10 protein-coding genes are annotated in these 19,126 nt (G+C 66.9%); 3 read left to right on the top strand and 7 right to left on the bottom strand.

Annotated features, from left to right (window positions below):
• Positions 1 to 2 precede the first annotated feature (2 nt).
• A complete protein-coding gene (locus SPI01S_RS04625) occupies positions 3 to 1,547 on the bottom strand; it encodes a glycoside hydrolase family 27 protein (RefSeq protein WP_066718772.1) in 1,545 nt (514 codons plus the stop codon).
• 73 nt (positions 1,548 to 1,620) lie between these two features.
• Complete coding sequence (locus SPI01S_RS04620) at positions 1,621 to 4,563, bottom strand: TonB-dependent receptor domain-containing protein (protein ID WP_066718770.1); 2,943 nt, start codon at positions 4,561 to 4,563, stop codon at positions 1,621 to 1,623.
• A gap of 228 nt (positions 4,564 to 4,791) precedes the next feature.
• Here SPI01S_RS04620 and SPI01S_RS04615 point away from each other — a divergent pair, with 228 nt between their 5' ends.
• Together SPI01S_RS04615 and SPI01S_RS04610 are read left to right on the top strand one after the other, a co-directional pair.
• Entirely contained in the window at positions 4,792 to 7,575 is a 2,784-nt protein-coding gene (locus SPI01S_RS04615) for a TonB-dependent receptor (RefSeq protein ID WP_084253249.1), read from the top strand.
• The gene (locus SPI01S_RS04610; RefSeq protein WP_066718762.1) at positions 7,575 to 8,273 is read left to right on the top strand and encodes a DUF6250 domain-containing protein; all 699 of its coding nucleotides are present in this window, start codon (positions 7,575 to 7,577) and stop codon (positions 8,271 to 8,273) included. Before SPI01S_RS04615 ends, SPI01S_RS04610 begins: the two co-directional genes overlap by 1 nt.
• Positions 8,274 to 8,301: 28 nt before the next feature.
• Here SPI01S_RS04610 and SPI01S_RS04605 read toward each other — a convergent pair whose 3' ends face one another.
• The 5 genes from SPI01S_RS04605 to SPI01S_RS04585 are packed head-to-tail and all read right to left on the bottom strand — an operon-like array spanning position 8,302 to position 15,376.
• On the bottom strand, positions 8,302 to 9,285 hold the full coding sequence (locus SPI01S_RS04605; RefSeq protein WP_245653468.1) for a cupin-like domain-containing protein: 984 nt from the start codon (positions 9,283 to 9,285) through the stop codon (positions 8,302 to 8,304).
• Positions 9,286 to 9,323: 38 nt separating this feature from the next.
• Positions 9,324 to 10,856: a tryptophan halogenase family protein gene (locus SPI01S_RS04600; protein ID WP_066718759.1), complete on the bottom strand. Its 1,533-nt coding sequence runs from the start codon at positions 10,854 to 10,856 to the stop codon at positions 9,324 to 9,326.
• Positions 10,853 to 12,448 carry a tryptophan halogenase family protein gene (locus SPI01S_RS04595; protein WP_066718756.1) on the bottom strand — a complete coding sequence of 532 codons (1,596 nt, stop codon included), beginning with the start codon at positions 12,446 to 12,448 and terminating at the stop codon, positions 10,853 to 10,855. The genes SPI01S_RS04600 and SPI01S_RS04595 overlap by 4 nt, the downstream gene beginning before the upstream one ends.
• Positions 12,435 to 13,865 (bottom strand): tryptophan halogenase family protein, encoded by a 1,431-nt coding sequence (locus tag SPI01S_RS04590; RefSeq protein ID WP_066718991.1) that lies wholly within the window; start codon positions 13,863 to 13,865, stop codon positions 12,435 to 12,437. Before SPI01S_RS04590 ends, SPI01S_RS04595 begins: the two co-directional genes overlap by 14 nt.
• Positions 13,862 to 15,376: a tryptophan halogenase family protein gene (locus tag SPI01S_RS04585; protein ID WP_066718753.1), complete on the bottom strand. Its 1,515-nt coding sequence runs from the start codon at positions 15,374 to 15,376 to the stop codon at positions 13,862 to 13,864. Before SPI01S_RS04585 ends, SPI01S_RS04590 begins: the two co-directional genes overlap by 4 nt.
• 399 nt (positions 15,377 to 15,775) lie before the next feature.
• Between SPI01S_RS04585 and SPI01S_RS04580 the strand changes: the two genes are divergently transcribed.
• On the top strand, positions 15,776 to 18,985 hold the full coding sequence (locus SPI01S_RS04580) for a TonB-dependent receptor (RefSeq protein WP_306305016.1): 3,210 nt from the start codon (positions 15,776 to 15,778) through the stop codon (positions 18,983 to 18,985).
• The last annotated feature ends 141 nt before the right edge of the window (positions 18,986 to 19,126 follow it).

Here is a 19,126-nt window from a genome sequence, read left to right as displayed (position 1 = left end):
CCTCAGCGCCCGCGCAGCTTCAGCAGCACCACACCCTGCGCCCGGACGGTGGCCTGGCGCTGGTCCGCCGCAACGGGCTTGCCGGTCCACAGGTCGCGCACCGCGCCGAAGCGCTGCCACCCCGCATCGGCAGGGCCGTAGGCGATCACGGCCGGTGTGTCGCCGCGGTTGAACAGCGCCAGCGCCACCGATCCGTCGGCGAGCGGCTTGCGCCACACCTCGCGGCCGCCCTCGCGCCGGATCGCGGCGCCCTGCACGCCGCGCGGGTCCTGATCGAGCGCGATCAGCGCGCGGTTGCGCAGCATCGCCAGTGCCGCGGGGCTGGTCTGGCGTACGTCGTGCCCCATCATCAGCGGCGCGGCGGACATCGCCCACAAGGTGAGGTGCGTGCGATAGGCGTCCTCGCCCATGCCGCCATTGCCGATCTCCAGCATGTCCGGATCGTTCCAGCCGCCGGGGCCGGCGTCGCCCGGCTTGCCGTTATGATCGAAACCGATCTTCGCCATGGTCGGGTAATCGTCGGTGATGTCGCCGGTCGTCCGCCACAGATGGCCGCCGACCCGGCGCCCCCAGCTGCCCACGTCGAACCGGCCATATTCGCACAGCGAATAGAGGATGGGCCGGCCGGTCTCGCGCAACGCGGCGCCCATTTCGTAATAGCTGCGCGTCACCGTATCGGCATCCGCATAGAACCATTCGCCCGAGCAGAGATCATATTTGAGATAGTCGACGCCCCATTCCGCGAAGGTCTGCGCGTCCTGGCGGACATGGCCGTAGCTGCCTTCATAGCCGGCGCAGGTGCGGGGCCCAGGCGAGGAATAGATGCCGAGCTTCAGGCCGCGCGCGTGGACATAGTCGGCCAGCGCCTTCATGTCCGGGAACTTGGCATTGGGGCGCAGCCGCCCGTCGGGGCCGCGCGAGCCCTGCCAGCCATCGTCGATGTTGACATAGCGATAGCCGGCGTCGCGCAGTCCGGTAGACACCATCGCGTCGGCGATCGCCCGCACCGTCTGGTCGTCGATCTTCTCGGCGAACTTGTTCCAGCTGCTCCACCCCATCGGCGGCGTCTTCGCCAGTCCGTCGGGCGCGAGGCTGCCCATCGGCGGCAGCGCGACCGGAACGAAGCGATGGGCGGCCAGCTCCGCCGCGGTCGCGGGGCGGCCCTGCTGGTGCAGGTCGGCATGCCAGACGCCGCCGTCGAGCAAGGCGCGGCCATCGGCGGAGACCGTCACTGTCCAGTGCCGCGTGGGGCGATCCTTGTCGTTGAGGTTACGTGTATCGAACGCGATCCGGTTCCCCTGCACGACCGGGTTCTGCATCGCGATGGTGCCGTACCAGTCACTCGTCAGGCTGCCGCTGAGGCTGCCGTCCGCGGCGCGCTGGAAGGTCAGCAGGCGGATGCCGGGATAGTCCGGCGCGTCGGGGAAGAACATGGCGAGCCGGTCCGGCACGGTCGGCGCCGCCGTCTGCACGGGCAGCGGGGCGGCACCCAGGACGAGCGGCGACACCGCCGTCGCCAGCAGCGCGGCGAGAAGGGACAAACGCATGCGAAGCTCCGGATTTCAAAAGGGGTGGGGCCGGCGCTTGCGCGGCCGGCCCCGGGGCAAGCGGCAATCGGCCTCAGAAGGTGAGCGTCGCGCCGAAGAACATCGTGCGGCCCATCGGATCGTACACGCCCGGATAGGTGTTGCCGTTGCCGAAGCTGGCGAGCACGCCCGAGGCGATCGCCGGCGGCGACTTGTCGGTCAGGTTGTTGATGCCGGCGCGGAACTGCAGCTGCTTGGCAACCGTCACCGTCGTCGCGAGGTCGAAATAGTCATAGGCCGGGATCCGCGCGTTGATGATGCTGATCGGGCCGGCGTCCTTGAGGAACTCGTTGGACGAGGAGGTAGACAGGCGCGTGGCCGCGAAGTGCCGCCAGGCGAGCGACAGCGTCGCCTTGTCGCCCGGCACGGACCAGGTCAGCCGCGCGACATGGCGCCAGTTGGGATTGGGCTGGCCGCAGCTATAGCCAAAATAGCCCTTGCAGTCGTAGCTGCCGAGGCCCGGCAGCGGCTCCTTCACCTGCTGCTCCAGCCAGGTGCCGACGACATTGGCATCGAGCTTGCCAAGGCGGCCGATCCGCGTCGCATAGGCTGCCGCGACGTCGATGCCCGAGGTCAGCAGATAACCGGTGTTGAGCGTGCTGCCGACGACATAGCCGTTGGTGCCGAAAAGCGCACCCGAGCGCGGATCGCGGCGGAACAGTCCGCAATAATAGGGATTGCCCGTGGTTTGGCACTGGCTGACCACCAGCGACGGGTCGAGCGAGCTGATATAGCCCTTCACCTTGATGTGGTAATAATCGACCGAAAGCGAGAAGCCCGGCAGCTGCTTCGGGGTCAGCACCACACCGAAGGTGTAGGTGTCGCCCACCTCGGGCTTCACCGCCGGATTGCCGCCAAAGGACTGCGAGCAGGTTTCGGCCGGGCACTGGATGATGTGGCCATATTGCGCATCGCTCACACCGGTAAGCTTGCATGCGGACAGCGACGCTTTCGGCGCGGCGCCGGCGCAAGGATCGCTGAGCGAGACGTTGCCGATGCCACGGGCGCCGAACAGTTCGCTGATGTTCGGGGCACGGATCGCGTGATTGTAGCTGGCCCGCAAACGGGCGCCGTCGATCGGCGACCAGGTGAGTTCGCCCTTGTAGGTCCACGCCTTGTAGCGGGAGTCGGTGCCCGTCGATCCCTGGCGGTTGGTGTAGGAGGAATAGCGAAGGCCGCCGTTCACCGTCAGGTCGTGGATGAAGGGCACGTTCGCGATCAGCGGCAATTCGAGCTCGCCATAGGCTTCGTTGACGGTGATCGAGCCGTCAATGTCGGCGCTGCCGCCCTGCTTCGCCACCTCGTCGGCGGTGAAGTTGAGCGTCTCGCGCCGCCGCTCGACGCCGACCGCCAGCCCCGCGCCGCGCGTCGCCCAGGGGCTCTGGATGCCGAAGGTGCCGAGATCGCCGCTGATCGAGCCGGAGAAGACCTCCAGCGTATTGCGCCCGGCGGTGTTCGACGGGCTGAACAGATACTGCGCCTGATCGGTGGTGATGCCGTCGGCGCGGAAGATGTCGATCGGCACGCAGGCGGGATCGGTGCCGTCGATCTTCGAGCGGCAGGTCGGCACGCCGCCCACCGACACCACGTCCAGCGCGCGCTGCGCCTTCACGTTGTCGACATTGTTCAGGTAGGTCTCGTTGTAGCGCGACAGCGCGTAGAGATAGCCGACATCGTAGCTGAAGCCGTGGCCGAGATCGCCCTTCACGCCGCCATTGTAGCGATAGTCCTGGTGGCGAAGATCGTCGCGGCGCGAATAGGCACCGTTCAGGCGATAGCCGATCAGCGTGTCGATCGTGGCAGCGGTGCCGGCGGTGGGTCCGCAGAGCGCCGCCTGCTGGCCTGCGCTCATCAGCGGATTGTTGCAGGGCAGGGTGAAGGTGGTGCCGAGGAACAGCGCCGAGGGCGCGACCTGCGAGAAGGTATGATCCTTCATCCACATGAAGCTGCCGTAGAGCTTGGCCACCGGCGCGATCTCGAACGAGGCGCTGCCGCCGCCGGTGTAGCGCTCGTCCGCACGCTGGAGATAGTTGGTCGGCGAATAGTTATAGGCGTAGCTGTCGTCGTAGAGCACCCAGCTTTTCGAGCCGTCCCGCGCGTTGGTGAGAGAGCCCAGGTCCTTGCTCGGCCCCTCGAGCGGCGCGAAGGTGCCGTAGGTGGTGTTGCTCGATCCGCCGCAGACCAGCGCGCTCGGGCCCGAGGCGTTGAGCGCGCAGGAGGAATAGTCCCGCGTCGCCTGCAGCACCGGCGCGGTATGGCGGTAGCCGCCATAGACGGTGACGTTGCCGCGGCCGTCGGCGAAATTCTTGCCGAACGCACCATTCACGTCCTGCTTGCCGCCGTCGAACACGTTGCGCGGCGCCAGCTGGTAGCCCCTGGCGGAGACCAGGCCGCGGACATAGGCATTGTCGTTGGTGTGCTGGGCGAAGCTGGTCTGCGCGTCGAGGCGGAGGCCGTCCAGATGGTCGCGCAGGATGAAGTTGACCACGCCCGACATCGCATCGGAACCATAGACGGCGGACGCGCCGCCGGTCACCACGTCCACCCGCTCGATCAGCGCGGTCGGCACGAAGTTGATGTCGGTCGCCTGCGAGGAAAGGATGCGCTGGCCGTTGATCAGCGTCAGCACGCGGTTCGAGCCGAGGTTGCGCAGGTTGATCTGCGCCGACCCGTCCGATCCGTTGGAGACGTTCTCATTGGCGTCGGCGGTGAACTGGGGAAGCCGCGCGAGCATCATCTCGGCGTTCACGGCGCCCTGGTAGCGGACTTCCTGCTCGCCGACGCTGGTGAGCGGGCTGTTGCTCTCCAGATCGGGGCGGCGGATGCGGGTGCCCGTGACGGTGATCTCGGCCGATGCCTCCGCATCCGCCGTCGCGCCGCCGGTGTTCGCCTGCTGCGCGTTGGCGCTCGTAGAGAGCAGCGCCACTGCCACGGCCCCGAGTGCCGCCCCAGCCCGAATCGCACGAAAATTACGCATAGCCCGCACACCCCATTTTTTGAGTCGCGCCTATGCACCATAAGAAGCATCATTCCGTCAAATACATTATACGATGTTAAGGCCAGCTCGTGTCGCTCTCGGCGAAGGCGCCTGGCTTGCACCTCCGATTTCCCGCGACGCCCCCTTAGTTTTTCTTTTTTGCCCAGTGATCAGATGGGAATTAGGTCGCTCCCACCGGCCATTAATCTGACAATTGGGGGCGCATTGATGCCGCATGTTCGTACCGCCGCGTTTCTTACGATGCTTCTGGCCAGCAGTTCGGCGCTGGCGCAAAAGGCTGCCGGTCCTGCACAAAATTCGTCGGCGCCGGATGCCGGCAGCGAGATCGTCGTCACCGGCATTCGCCGGAGCCTCGCCGACGCGCTGGCGGCCAAGCGCGATTCCGCGCAGGTGCTCGATGCTATCTCGGCGGAGGATGTCGGCAAGTTCCCCGACAAGAATGTCGCCGAGGCCTTGCAGCGCGTTACCGGCGTGCAGCTGACGCGCGGCGGCGGCGAGGGGCAGAGCATCACGATCCGCGGCGCCGACGCCTCGCTCAACCGTGTCGAGATCAACGGCCAGACCGCGCTGTCGACCAGCATCTCCGCCGGCACCGGCAACGGCAGCAATCGGCAGGTCGATTTCCGCGATCTGCCGGCGGAGTTCATCTCCCGCGTGGAGGTGGTGAAGTCCGCGACCGCCGAGATGACCGAGGGCGGCCTGGGCGGCACGGTGCGCGTGCTCACCCGCCGGCCGTCCGATGCGAAGAACGGCTATCTCGCCGGCTCCGCGCAGGGCATCTACAACGAGCTGGCGAGCAAGGTGGACCCCAAGTTCGCGCTGATCGGCAGCAAGCTGTTCGCCCACGATACGCTGGGCGTGCTGGTCTCCGGCACCTATGAGGAGCGGACGATCCGCTACGACCAGGCGCGCACCACCGGCTGGCGCCAGGTAGAGACCGTCCAGCCCGCCACCCCGGCGGCACAGAACTGCCTGAGCGGGCGGAACCAGGTGCGCTGCGTCGATCTCGACAAGAGCGGCTTCGGCGATTTCTATCCGGACATTCCTCGCTACATCACCGCGACCGAGCCGACCCAGCGCTATGCGCTGAACGGCATTGTCGAATGGCGCCCGCACGACGGCTTCAAGGCCTATGTCGAGGGGACCTATACCCGCAGCAACACCACCTCGAACGACCAGTATCTGCAGATCGGCACCACCCAGGCGGTGGCCAATGGCGGCATCGATCCGACCAGCGTGACGATCGTCGACGAGACCGCGCGCAAGGTGACCTTCGTCAACGGGCTCAACGCGCCATCGGGCATGAGCGTGAACTATCGCAGCGTGATCGGCGGGCTGTATCGCAACACGATCAACGCGATTACCGGCGCCGAATGGCAGGTCGGCAAGGTCAAGCTCGCGGCGCGGGCGACCTATGCCAAATCGAAGGTGTTCAACGACGAGGTCGACGTGACGGCGGGCGTGACGGGCCGGGACGTGCTGCCCTGGATCACCATCGACTATGGCAATAGCCAGAACGCGCCGAACATCCTGCTGCCGTTCAGCACCACCAGCACCCAGCCGGTCAACACGCTGGCCGTGGAGGCGCGCCCGCGGGTCAACCGGCAACGCGAGATCGGCGGCAAGTTCGATGCCGAATATCGCCCGGACGAGAACGGCCTGCTGACCGCGCTGAAGGCGGGCATCGAAAAGCGCGACCTGATCTCGAGCAGCACCTTCAACAACGCGGTCTACACGCTGAACGGCGTGAACGGGCAGACCACCCGCACCCAATCGGGCGTCACCGGCACGCAGATCATCAGCACCTCGACGACGGCGGCGATCCGTTCGCAGATCCAGACGCTGCTGGCGCAGCATGCCGGGCTGACCGACGGCAAGTTCTTCACCACCGGCGATCCGGGCTTCGACGGCGGCCGGCAGTGGCTGAGCCTGGGGCAGGACCTGGCGGACGCGGTTGGGGTGCCCAATCCCTATGGCTCGACGTCGCCGCTCGATACCTACCGCGTGAAGGAATCGAACATCGCCGGCTATCTGCAGGCGGCGTTGAAGGCCGATCCGGGCGTGCCGCTCTCCGGCGTGTTCGGTGCGCGGCTGGTCCATACCGAAACCGTCGCCACCGGCAGCCAGAGCGCGAACAACGTGATCACGCCGGTACGCTATGCCGGCAGCTACACGGTGCTGCTGCCCTCCGCCAATCTCCGCGCGGCGGTCATCCCCGGCAAGCTGGTGCTGCGCGCCACCGCCACCGACGTGCTCGCCCGCCCGGCGCCGTCGCAAATGGCCCCGAACGTGCGGCTGGACGTGGTCGGCCTTACCGGCTCGCGCGGCAATCCCGGGCTGAAGCCGTATCGCGCGTGGCAATATGATCTGGGCGCGGAACTCTATCTCAGCCGCACGTCCTATGTCTCGATCACCGGCTTCCGCAAGGACATCAAGTCGTTCATCGAAAACCGGAACCAGGTGGAGGAAATCAACGGCCAGACCTACACCATCACCCTGCCGGTGAACGGCACCCAGCATGTGACGATCCAGGGCATCGAGGCCGGCGCGCAGGCGACGTTCGACTTCCTGCCGGGGCTGCTGCGCAATCTCGGCGCCACCGCCAACTACACCTACATGAAGGACAGCGGCTACAATGGCCGCGACTATTTCACCGGCGCGACCCTGCCTTTCCCGGGCGTGTCGCACGATAGCTACAATGCCTCGCTGTTCTACGATGACGGGCATTTCGCGATCCGCGGATCGTACAACTGGCGCAGCCGCTATTTGATCGCGGCGGTGGACCGTGGCAACAATCCCGCCTTTGGCGAGGCGTTCGGCCAGTTCGACGCCTCGGCCAGCGTCGCGATCGGCAAGCACTGGTCGCTGTTCCTGGAGGGCGTGAACCTGACCGATTCTACCCGCATCGAGAACGCCAACAGCATCTATCGCCGCAACGTGATCGAAACCTATGGTCGCCGGCTGTATTTCGGCGTGCGGGCCAAGCTGTGATGCCGGCGCGCCGCGAGGTTCTGGCAGGGATCGCCGCGCTGGTCGGTGCGGGCGCGGGGAAGGGGAAACCCCGCGCCCGTGCCCTCGCCGGTGACGATTTCCGGCACGGGCTCGGGCAATGGGCGATCGAGGCGGAGCAACCCGCCTCGGTCACCGCCCGGGGCGGGGTGCTGGAGATCGTGGCACCGGCAGGGCTCACCCTGTGGTTCCGCCCGCTGCTCACGGGTCCGATCGCGATCGACTATGACCTGCAGGCGGTCTCCGCGGGCGGGCCGTTCGACCGGGTGAGCGACGCCAATTGCTTCTGGATGGCCCGCGATCCTGCTGCGCCGGGCGGCGACCCGCTCGCCCGCCCGCGCGACGGCCGGTTCGAGGCCTATGACACGCTGGAGACCTATTATGTCGGGCTCGGCGGGAACACGAACAGCACCACGCGCTTCCGCCGCTATACCGGCAGACGGGGCGACCGGCCGCTGCTGCCGGAAAATGACCGGCGGGCTGCGGAGGATCTGCTGGTCGCCAATGCCTGGCAGCATCTGCGGATGACGGCCGAGGGCGAGCGGATCACCTTCGTCCGCGACGGCCGGACGCTGTTCGATTTCCGCGATCCCGCGCCCTATCGCATGGGCCATTTCGGCCTGCGCACCACCGCAAGCCATTTGCGGGTGCGCAACTTCGCGGTGTCCGCGCTCGCCTGAGCGCCGCCAAGAGCAACGGGCGGCAGGGCTAGCGACGCATGTCCAGCGCGTTGCGGAGCGCCTCGCGGGCGTCGCGCACCTTCTCCGGGGTCGCCGCGCCCAGGACGCCGCGCGCGGCCTCCGGGATGTGGGCCGCGGGATCGCCATCGACCTGGAATACCAGATGGTCGAACATCGCCCGCCACGCCAATCGCTGGTCCTCCGGCAGCAGCCGCAGCGAGAACAGCGCGTGCAGCAGTGCGTCGTGCGGGTTGAGCATCGGCGGCTGGGGCGGGGTCCACCAATAATTGGCGAACAGATTGACCGCGTCCAGCGACTCCACCGCGTGCCACCAACGGAAGGGGATATAGAGCGCGTCGCCAGGTTCCAGCACCGCCACCTGCGCATGCCGTGCCGCCTCCGCATAGCGCGGGAACCGGTCTAGATCCGGTGCGGTGACGTCGACGAAGCTGGTCGGCGTGCCCGCCGGGGTGAATTCGAGCGGGCCCATGTAGAGGTTCGCCACCTGGTCCGGAGGGAACAGCGTGAAGCGGCGGCGGCCGGCGACGACGATGCCGACATTCTCCATCAGATCGTAGTGCGCCGCGACCTGCAGCCGGTTGCCCAGCCACAGGCGCGGGACAACCGCGTCGTCGACCAGGGCAATGGCATTTTCCGCGGTGAAGCCGGGCAGCAGTTCGGGCGCCGGCATGGACTGCACCGCCATCGCATAGCCGGTGGGGCGCTCGCATTCGCGCAGCAACCGGTCCAGAAACGGGTCGAGCGGGGAGACGCCGCGCACGAAGTTCATGCCGGTCAGGTCGTCATTGTAGAAGAAGCGGCCCTGGATCGCGGGATCGCCGACGATCGCGTTCACCGCACGGTCATGGCTGAAGCGCTTGCAATAGGCGACGATCGCCGCCGCGCCTTCTTGCCCCGCGCGCACGGCCGGCCACTCGCCGGCGAGGCCGCGCAGCACCACGGGTTCGCGCGCTGGCCTGATCTCGGCGTCGAAGCGGGGACGGTCGATCAAGCCCAGTTCGCGCACGGGGCGCGGATCGGGGAGGGATGTCACGACGCGCGTCGCACCGGCGCCGGGGTGCAACCGATCTCGCGAAGATAGTCTTCCTGCATGGGCATGGCGTCCGCCGTCTGATCAATCACTTGGGCGATGTGCTTGAGGCGCTGTCGCGTCTCCTCGTCGGATAGCAGATCGGCGATCGGATGATAGCCCCGCGGCTCGATCCCCTGGCAGTGCATCACCGACAGCCAACTGGTTTCGGTAAACAGTTCCTGGTGTTCGCGGAGGATCCGGCCATTGCCGCGGAACATCTCCAGCTTGTCGCGCAGCCCGTCCGGCGGGGCCAGCGTACGACAATAGCGCCAGAAGGCGCTGTCGTCCCGTTCGGTGGCCTTGTAGTGCAGCACCAGGAAGTCGCGAATGTCGACATATTCCCGCGCCGTGTCGCGGTTGAACCGGTCGATCTCCGCCTGGTCGAAGCCGCGCGTGGGAAAGAAGGCCATCAGCCTGGCAATGCCCGATTGCACGAGATGGATGCTGGTCGATTCCAGCGGCTCCAGAAAGCCGCCGGCCAGGCCCAGCGCCACCACATTGCCGATCCAGGCGCGTTCGCGGTGTCCGGCCCGGAAGTGGAGCTGGCGGGGCTCGGCCAGCGGCGCGCCGTCGAGATGAGCGAGCAGCGTCGCCGCCGCCTCGTCGTCGGAAAGGTGCGCGCTCGAATAGACATAGCCGTTGCCGATGCGGTGCTGGAGCGGGATCCGCCACTGCCATCCGGCGCTGCGCGCGGTGGAGCGGGTCAGCGGCACGCGGTCGCCGCCCAGCGCGCAGGGAACCGCCACCGCACGATCGCAGGGCAGCCAGTCGGTCCAGTCGGTGAAGCTGCTTCCCATCGCCCCTTCGATCAGCAATCCGCGAAAGCCCGAGCAGTCGACGAACAGGTCGCCGGCAACCTCTTCTCCCGATTGAAGCTGCACGGCATCGACATGGCCGCTGGCGCCGTCGCGGCGGACCGATACGATCCGGCCCTCGGTCCGCCGCACGCCGGCGGCCTCCGCCAGTGTCCGCAGATAGCGGGCGTACAGGGCGGCATCGAACTGGAAGGCATAGCCGAGCTTCGCGAGCGGCGAATTGGGCTGATCGGGCCGCGGATGGGCGAAGCGGCCGCGCCGGCCCGCCACCGCCGCCAGCGAGTAGGCATCGAGCGGCGTGGTCTCGCCAAGGCTCCGCGCCTTCAGCCAGAAATGGTGGAATTCCACCCCCAGCATGTCGAGCCCATAGAAGCCGAAGGGATGGACGTAGCGGTGGCCGATCCGTGTCCAGTCGACGAATTCGATGCCCAGCTTGTAGGTGGCGTTGGTCTCGCGCACGAACGCCGCCTCGTCGATGCCGAGCATCGCGTTGAACAGCACGATCTGCGGAATCGTCGCCTCGCCGACACCCACGGTGCCGATCTCTTCGGACTCGATCAGCTCGATGCTGAGCTCGGGCATCGTGCCGACGAGCTTGCTGATCGCCGCGGCGGCCATCCAGCCGGCGGTGCCGCCGCCGACGATGACGATGCGCCGCAGCCGGTCCGCCCTCATACCGGCGCGCCCGGCTGGCCGAACGGTGCCTCCTCCGCGAAGGAGAATACCGGCAGCGCGTCTGCGGCCGGCATGGCCGGCGGCGTTGCCGGCTGCGGGGCAATGCGGGCCAGGAACTCGGCATGCGTCGGCATCTGCTGGGCTGTTTCCCAATAGCCGAGGCGCATCTGCTCCAGCGCTTCGGCGACCAGTCGCTCGTCGAGCGCGTCGGCGGCGGGCTCATGCGCGCGCGGCACAATGTGCTGGCCCAGGCACACCGCGACCCAGCTGGTGGTGGTGAACAGCTCGTTGCCCTCGCGGAACAGCCGGCCCTTGTGTTCGAACAGCGCCATCTTGTGCGCCAGGCTTTCCGGCACAGCCATCGTGCGGACGCGGTTCCAGAAGGGCGAATCCGTGCGCGTCGTCGCCTTGTAGTGGAGGATGATGAAGTCGCGCACATCTTCGTACAGGTCGCGCATCTGCCGGTTGTATTCGATGCGTTCGATCGGGTCGAAGCGCTTGTCGGGGAACAGCGCGATCAGCCGGGCGATACCGCTCTGGATCAGGTGGATGCTGGTCGATTCCAGCGGTTCCAGAAACCCGCTGGACAGGCCGAGCGCGACGACGTTGCGCGACCAGCTCTCGCGCCGCCGGCCGGTGGTGAAGCGAAGCCGGCGGGGATCGGCCAGCGCCGGCCCTTCCAGCGCGCCCAGCAATTGCTGCTCGGCCGCCTCGTCGTCGAGATAGTCGCTGCAATAGACCAGGCCGTTGCCGGTGCGGTGCTGCAGCGGGATGCGCCATTGCCAACCGGCGGTGCGCGCGGTGGAGCGGGTAAAGGGATCGGGTGCGCCCATATTGGCGGACGGCACCGCGACGGCGCGGTCGCACGGCAGCCAGTGGCGCCAGTCCTCGTAGCCGGTCTGCAGCGCTTCCTCGATCAGCAGGCCGCGAAAGCCCGAGCAGTCGATGAACAGGTCGCCGGCCACCGTGCGGCCGTCCGCCAGCGTCACCGACTGGACGAAGCCGTCCTCGGGCCGCAGCGTGACGTCGGAGATCTTGCCCTCGATGCGGGTGATCCCCCGCGCTTCCGACAGGCGCCGGAGCAATTGCGCGTAGAGCCCCGCGTCGAAGTGGAAGGCATAGAACAGCTCGCGCACGGGCGTCCGGGCATTGGGGGAGGGGCGCCCGAATTTGCCCTTTGCCGCCGCCACCGCGCTCATCGACCAGGCGGAGATGTCCGGTATCGGCCGCCGCGCCCGCTCGCGCAGGTAGAGCTGGTGGAAATGCACGCCCTGGAGATCCTGGGCGAAGTTGCCGAACGGGTGGAAATAGCGTTCGCCCAGCCCGCCCCAGTCGACGAACTCGATCCCCAGCTTGAACGTGCCGCCGGTGGCCGCGAGGAACTCGTTCTCGTCCAGCCCGATCATCTGGTTGAAGCGCAGGATCGGGGGGATCGTCGCCTCGCCGACGCCGACGGTGCCGATCTCGTCGGACTCGATCAGGGTGATGCGGGTATAGCCGTTGTTGAGGAAGCGTGAAAACGCCGCGGCGGCCATCCAGCCGGCGGTGCCGCCGCCGACGATGACGACGTCGCGGATACTATGCTCGTTCATGCAGATGCCTCGATTGCGCGGCGTGGAAGGCGGCGAGGGTGGGAAGAGGCTGGATCGCCCGGGCGATCCCGGCGCCGAACCGCGCCATGGCGGCGTGTGCATCGGCGGGCGAGACGGAGTCGGCCAGCGGATCGGTCTGCCGGGGAAGCACGCCCTGGCCGAACAGGACCGCCAGCCAGCTGTTCCGATCGAACGTCTCCTCCTCATGATAGGGAAGGCGGCCGCGTTCGCGGAACAGGCGGAGCGTGTGGGCAAGCGACTCCGGGGGCGCCACGCTGGCAACGTCCTGCCAGAACGGGCCATCGCGACGGGAGGTGACATAGTGGAGCAGCACGAAGTCGCGCACGCGCCGCGCCTCCGCCAGCGCCTGGCGGTTAAATTCGGCCGCTTCCAGCGGGTGGGGGGCGCCGGCCGGCAGCATGGTGATGAGCCGGTCGATCGCGCTGTGGGCGAGGTGGAGGTTGCCCCATTCCAGCGGCTCCAGCGTCACGGCGGCGTCGCCGATCGCCACGACATTGTGCCTCCACGGCTCGAGCGTTGCGCCAGCCTCGAACCTGATTGGTTCTTCCTCGCTTTCTCCGTGCGCCGCGCTGTAGACGGTGCCGCGCTGCAAGGCGCTGGTCCAGTGCCAGCCGCTCGCCGTGGCCGTGACGCAATCCAGCGGGGACGGATCTTGCACGGGCTCCGCATCCCCCAGGACCAGGCGATCGCACGGCAGCCAGCGTCGCCAGTCTTCTCGCGGCGCCTGCAGCGGGCCGTGCAGCAGCGCCTGGGGGCCCGTGCAGTCGCAGTACAGGTCCGCGGCGATGCGGCTGCCGTCGTCCAGCACCAGCGCTTCGATGGCGCCGTCCGCGGCCGTCTCCACGCCGGCCAGCGCCCCCGGCTGCTCGCGCACGCCGACATGGCGGGCAAGGGCCGTCAGCATCCGGCGGTAGCGCGGCACGTCGAGCGTGAGGGCGAAGCCGTGTGACGCCAGCAGGCCGTCGTCCCCCGGCGGCACGAACTTCCCCGCCCTGGCCATGGCCGCCGCCGGCGAGAAGGTGTCGAACGCCGCGACGCTGCCGTCCCGCGCCGCCCGCGCCCAGAGGTGATGGAAGGAAACGCCGTCGACCGCGGTGCCGTGGGGCCCGTAAGCATGGACATAATCGGGCAGGCCCTCCACCCACCCACAGAACCGCGCCCCCAGGCGATACAGGCTGCCGGTGCGTGTCACGCCGTCGCCAAGGCCGATGCCCAGATCGGCGTGGAAGCCGAGGATCGAGGGCAGGGTGGTGGCGATATGGTCCGCCAACGCGCTGGGTGGGGTCGCCAGCGGAAGGATTGTCACCTCGAGCATCGGCACGCGCCGCTTGAGCGCGGCTGCCGTCGACCATCCGGTCAGCCCGCCGCCTGCAACCAGAACCCGCTTCAGGCTCATGCCGCCGCCGCCATCGCGCAATAGCCGTCGATATAGCGGAGATGCTCCGGCACGCGCGCTACGGTGGCGGCGATCTCGCCGTGCAGCGCTTTCATCGCCTGCAGCAGCGTTGCCGTGTCGGGGCCGCCGGCGCGCGGATCATGGCCTTCCGGCACGATGCCCTGCCCGACATAGACCGCGATCCAGCTGGCGTCGAGGAACACGCCTTCGCGGTACTTCACGACGCGCCCGGCGCGCCGGAACAGCTCGATCTTCTCGGCAAGGCTGTCCGGCACGGCCATGGTGCGGACGTAGTTCCAGAACTCGGAGTCCGAACGCCGGGTCGCGTGATAGTGCAGGATCAGGAAATCGCGGATCCGATCATATTCCAGATCGATCAGCCGGTTGAACTCGTCGCGTTCGACGGTGGCCTCGGCGGAATCCGGGAAGAGCTCGACCAGCGCCGTGATCGCCTGCTGGACGAGGTAAATGCTCGTCGATTCCAGCGGCTCCAGAAAGCCGCTTGCCAGGCCGATGGCGACGCAGTTCCGGACCCAGCTGCGCCGCCGCCGCCCTGCACGGAACCGCAAAAGGCGGGGATCGGCGAGCGGCGCGCCTTCGACCGCGCGGGTCAGCGCCTGGGCGGCGCCGTCGTCCGAGGTGAACGCGCTGGCATAGACATAGCCGTTGCCGGTGCGGTGCTGCAGCGGGATCCGCCACCGCCAGCCTGCCGGCATCGCGACCGCGCTTGTATAGGGCGTCACGGCGGTTTCGGTCCGACACGGCATCGCCACCGCGCGATCGGCGGGCAGCCAGTGGTTCCAGTCCTCGAAGGGCTCTTCCAGCCCTTCTCCCAGCAGCAGCGATCGGAATCCCGAGCAATCGACGAACAGATCGCCTTCGAGGATTTGCCCATCCTCCAGCCGGATCGCGGTGATGTCGCCGCGCAATGCGTCTCGCAGCACCTCGACCACCTTGCCTTCGGTACGGTGGGTGCCGAGCCCCTCCGCGATGCTGCGGAGATAGGGGGCGAACAGCAGGGCATCGAACTGATAGGCATACCCATAGGTGGAGGCGAGCTGCGCCGGATCACTCGCCGGCAGGTCGAAGCGGTTGGCGCGTGCCAGCATGCAGCCATAGGAGAACTGCTCGAGGGGCGGGATATCGATCCCGGCGCTGCGCAGCCGCGTCCAGTAATGGTGAAAGTCGACATCGCCCTTGCCGCGCCCGAAGGTGCCGAAGGGGTGAATATAGCTGTCGCCCAGATTGCCCCAGTCGCGAAACTCGATGCCCAGCTTGAACGTGCCGCGGGTCCAAGCCATGAAATCCGCCTCGCGGATCCCCAGTTTCTCGATAAACCCGCGAATGTGGGGCAGGGTCGCCTCGCCCACGCCGATCACGCCGATCGCCTCTGACTCGACGACATGCAACCGGCAACGTTTCGGCAACAAACGGGCGAGCGCGGCAGCCGTCATCCAGCCCGACGTTCCCCCTCCCACGATTATCACGCGTAGACTCGGCTGCCCGGCCATCGCTTCATCCTCTCCAGATGTGCCGGATTACCAGCATTTTCAGGCAGTCTGTCAAACCCATCCTGCGCGCAGTTCGCCAAAATCTGCATCTGCGATTGTTGCAGGGAGGTGACAGTCGACGGAAACGTTAGAGAAAATTGTTAGCGGTCGCATTGCCAAATGTGTCGTGATCTGATGTAAAACGCTGACAACCTTGTCGTGGCCAACGAGTCACAAAAATAACGGGAGGAGGGGATGATGCGGTCGTCGTCGTCGCATGCGCGCCTGCGCAACATTCATAGATTCGGGTCTTTCCTGCGCGGTGCATCCGTGACGGCGCTGTGCGTCGCGGGGATGGTGGGTTCCGCGCATGCACAGACGGAGCCGGGCGATTCACAGGCGGCCGCCGGCGGCGCGCAAGTGACCCAGGAACAGAGCGACCAGATCGTCGTCACCGGCATCCGCGCCAGTCTCGCGACGGCCCAGTCGATCAAGCGCAATTCCGATACGGTTGTCGATGCGATCACCTCGCAGGATATCGGCTCGCTGCCGGATCGCTCGGTTACCGAAGCGCTGCAGCGGGTGCCCGGCGTTTCGATCAACCGGTTCGCCGGGTCGAACGACCCAGACCATTTCTCTGTCGAAGGTTCAGGCGTCGCGGTGCGCGGCCTGACCTTCGTACGGTCGGAGTTCAACGGTCGTACCGCCTTCGCCGCCGGTGTGGGCGGACAGGCGCTGAACTTTGCCGATGTGCCCTCCGAACTGCTTGGTTCGGTAATCGTCGCCAAGAACACCACCGCCGACATGATCGAAGGCGGCCTCGCCGGGACGGTAAACCTCAACACCCGCAAGCCCTTTGACCGCACGGGCCTGCACGGCGCCATCAGCCTCGAGGCGAACTATGGCGACATGCGCAAGAAGTGGACGCCCACCATTTCGGGGCTGATCTCGAACACTTGGGACACGGGCATCGGCCGGTTCGGCCTGTTGGCCAGCGGCGCCTATTCGCGGATCAAGAGCCGCTCGGACGGTATTCAGGTCGCGAACTACCAGACCCGCGACAATACGCTCGTCAACGCCGCCAACACCAACGGCACGCTGGTCTGCCGTAACCCGCTGCCCTCTTCCACCGACAGCCGCACCCTGCCGGCGGCCGCCTACACCTGCGGCAACAACGGCACCGCGGGTGCCGACGGCTTCGCCGACTATGCCGCGTCGCGGGTGGCGCCGGCCGGCGGCCAGTTCCGCACCCAGGAGTTCGATCGCAAGCGCGACGGCATGTCGCTCTCCGCGCAGTTCGAGTCCACCGACCACCGGACGATGATTACCGCCGAGTATGTGCGCTCGCACACCACGCAGGAGTGGAGCGAATATACCTTCGAGACCGCCCCCGACCTTGCCGAGTACACCACCTATCCGAAGGGCTGCCTGCAGAATTCGGACGGTCCGCTGACGATCCCCGCCGACGGCAGCGCCGGTTCGGCGACGTCGCGCGCGCAGTGCCCGGTTGGCCAGTTCCAGGACTTCACCTACGATAGCAACGGTCTGTTCCAGTCGGGCTATATCGTCAACACGAGCAACGGCTGGCGCGGCAATCCCAACCAGCCGAATTATTATGTGCCGATCGGCGGCCTGCAGCAGTCGCTCGCGCGTCGCCAGTCGCGCGAGGAGACGCTGAACCAGGACTGGAGCCTTCGGTTGCGGACCGAGCTCACCGATCGCCTGACCGTGACGCTCGACGGCCAGGTGGCGAAGTCGCACCGCGAGCAGCTCGACATCTCGGTGTTCGGCTCCAGCTTTGCTGACCAGGAGCTCGACATCTCCGGCAAGCTGCCGGTGGTGACGCCGCACAAGCCCCAATATCTCGGCTACACATGGTCTACGCCGAATGCGGCGCTCGCCAGTGCCACGGACGCGCAATATTTCACTGATCCCCGCTTCCAGTTCTGGCGCGCGGCGATGGACCATCTGGAAGACAGCACCGGCACGCAATATGCGTTCCAGGGCGACCTGGAATACAAGTTCGACGAGGACTCCTTCCTGCGGCGCGTGAAGTTCGGCGCGCGGTATCAGGATCGGGACCAGACGGTGCGCTATTCCACCTACAACTGGGGCATGCTGAGCGAAACCTGGTCGGGAGACCGCCCGGTCAACTTCGCCGACACGCCGGCGGCCCTGATGACCCGCTACAACTTCCCCGATTTCTTCCGCGGCCAGACCAATGCCCCTCCCGGTGCCTATTATTATGCCGGGGACATGATCCGCGACTATGCGGGTGCGGTGAAGGACTTCAAGTCGATCCAGGCCATTGCCACCGGTCTGGGTGCCGCGCCGACCTGGGTGCCGGCATCCGGCCGCGCGCGGGCGATCGCGGGCACGCCTTATCTGCCGTCCGAAATCCAGCCGGTCAGCCAGCTGGACAGTGCTGCCTATGGGATGGCGAGCTTCGGCTCGGACACGCTGTTCGGACGGGTGCGCTTTTCGGGCAATGTCGGTCTGCGCTGGGTACGCAGCAATATCCGCTCTGAAGGCCGGATCGGTGTTCCGAGCCAGGCCGAACTGAGCATCGCGCGGCCCTATGCGGAACGCTGCGCCCCGACGGTGCCGCCGGGTGCGCCGCCGGGAACGCTGCCGCAGGCGCAGGGCGGTGCCTGCACCCTCGGGCCGACGGGCTATGCACAACTGCAGCAGTTCGCCGGCAATGGTTTCGACGTCTACAACGCTGCCAGGAACAGCTACAGCTACTTCCTGCCCAGCATGAACCTGAAGTTCGGCTTGTCGGACACCCTGTTGCTGCGCCTGGCAGGGTCCAAGGTGCTGACGCGTCCGGACAATGCCAATATCCGCAACTTCCTCAGCATCGGCCTGGGCACGAGCGGCGAACTCACGGCGACGACCGGCAATCCCTACCTGAAGCCGGCAACGGCGTGGCAGTTCGATGCGAGCCTCGAATGGTATTTCGCCAGCGTCGGCTCGCTCACGCTGAACGGCTTCTACAAGGCGATCGACGGCTTCTTCTACCAGCAGGTCACCAACCGGTCGCTTACCAGCAACGGCGTCACCAAGGATGTGTTCGTTCGCGGACCTGCCAACTACCAGGGTACCGGCAAGATCAAGGGGTTCGAGCTGGCCTATCAGCAGAGCTACGAGTTCCTGCCCGGCCCCCTGAAGGGCCTCGGCATTTCGGCCAACTATACCTTCATCGACAGCTCGGGCCTGCCGAACAGCTTCCTGAACGGTGGATCGCCCTCGAACGTGTCCACCGTGGCGCCTTCGGGTAGTCTTCCGCTCGAGCAGCTTTCGAAGCATAACGTCAACGCGGCGATCTTCTACGAACGCAACGGGATATCGGTGCGCGCAGCCTACAACTGGCGCTCGCGCTTCCTGCTCACCGCATCGGACGTGATCTTCCCCTATTTCTCAATCTTCAACGAGCCGGTGGGGACGCTCGATGCATCGCTGTTCGTGAACCTGAGCAAGGCCGTCAAGCTGGGCGTGCAGGGCGTGAACCTCACGAATACGGTCACCAAGACGACCCAGGCCTATACGGGGAATCCGAACGATCTGGCGCCGCGGTCCTACTTCATGAACGATCGCCGCTTCTCCTTCATCCTTCGCGGCAACTTCTGACGGGAGCCATCCCAGCGGATGCGGAAGGGCCTCGGCGATCCTCGCCGGGGCCCTCTTTCTTTCGGCGGGCCGAAGGGTAGGGCTCCCGCACGCAGCCGCACTTCGGCCGGACTGCCGCTGCATGCCGGCGCGGTGCTGTCT

Source organism: Sphingomonas pituitosa NBRC 102491 (assembly GCF_001598435.1).
GTDB classification, from domain to species: Bacteria; Pseudomonadota; Alphaproteobacteria; order Sphingomonadales; family Sphingomonadaceae; genus Sphingomonas; species Sphingomonas pituitosa.
The sequence above is the reverse complement of the archived record's forward strand: the minus strand, read 5'-3'. Positions and strand labels throughout refer to the sequence as shown.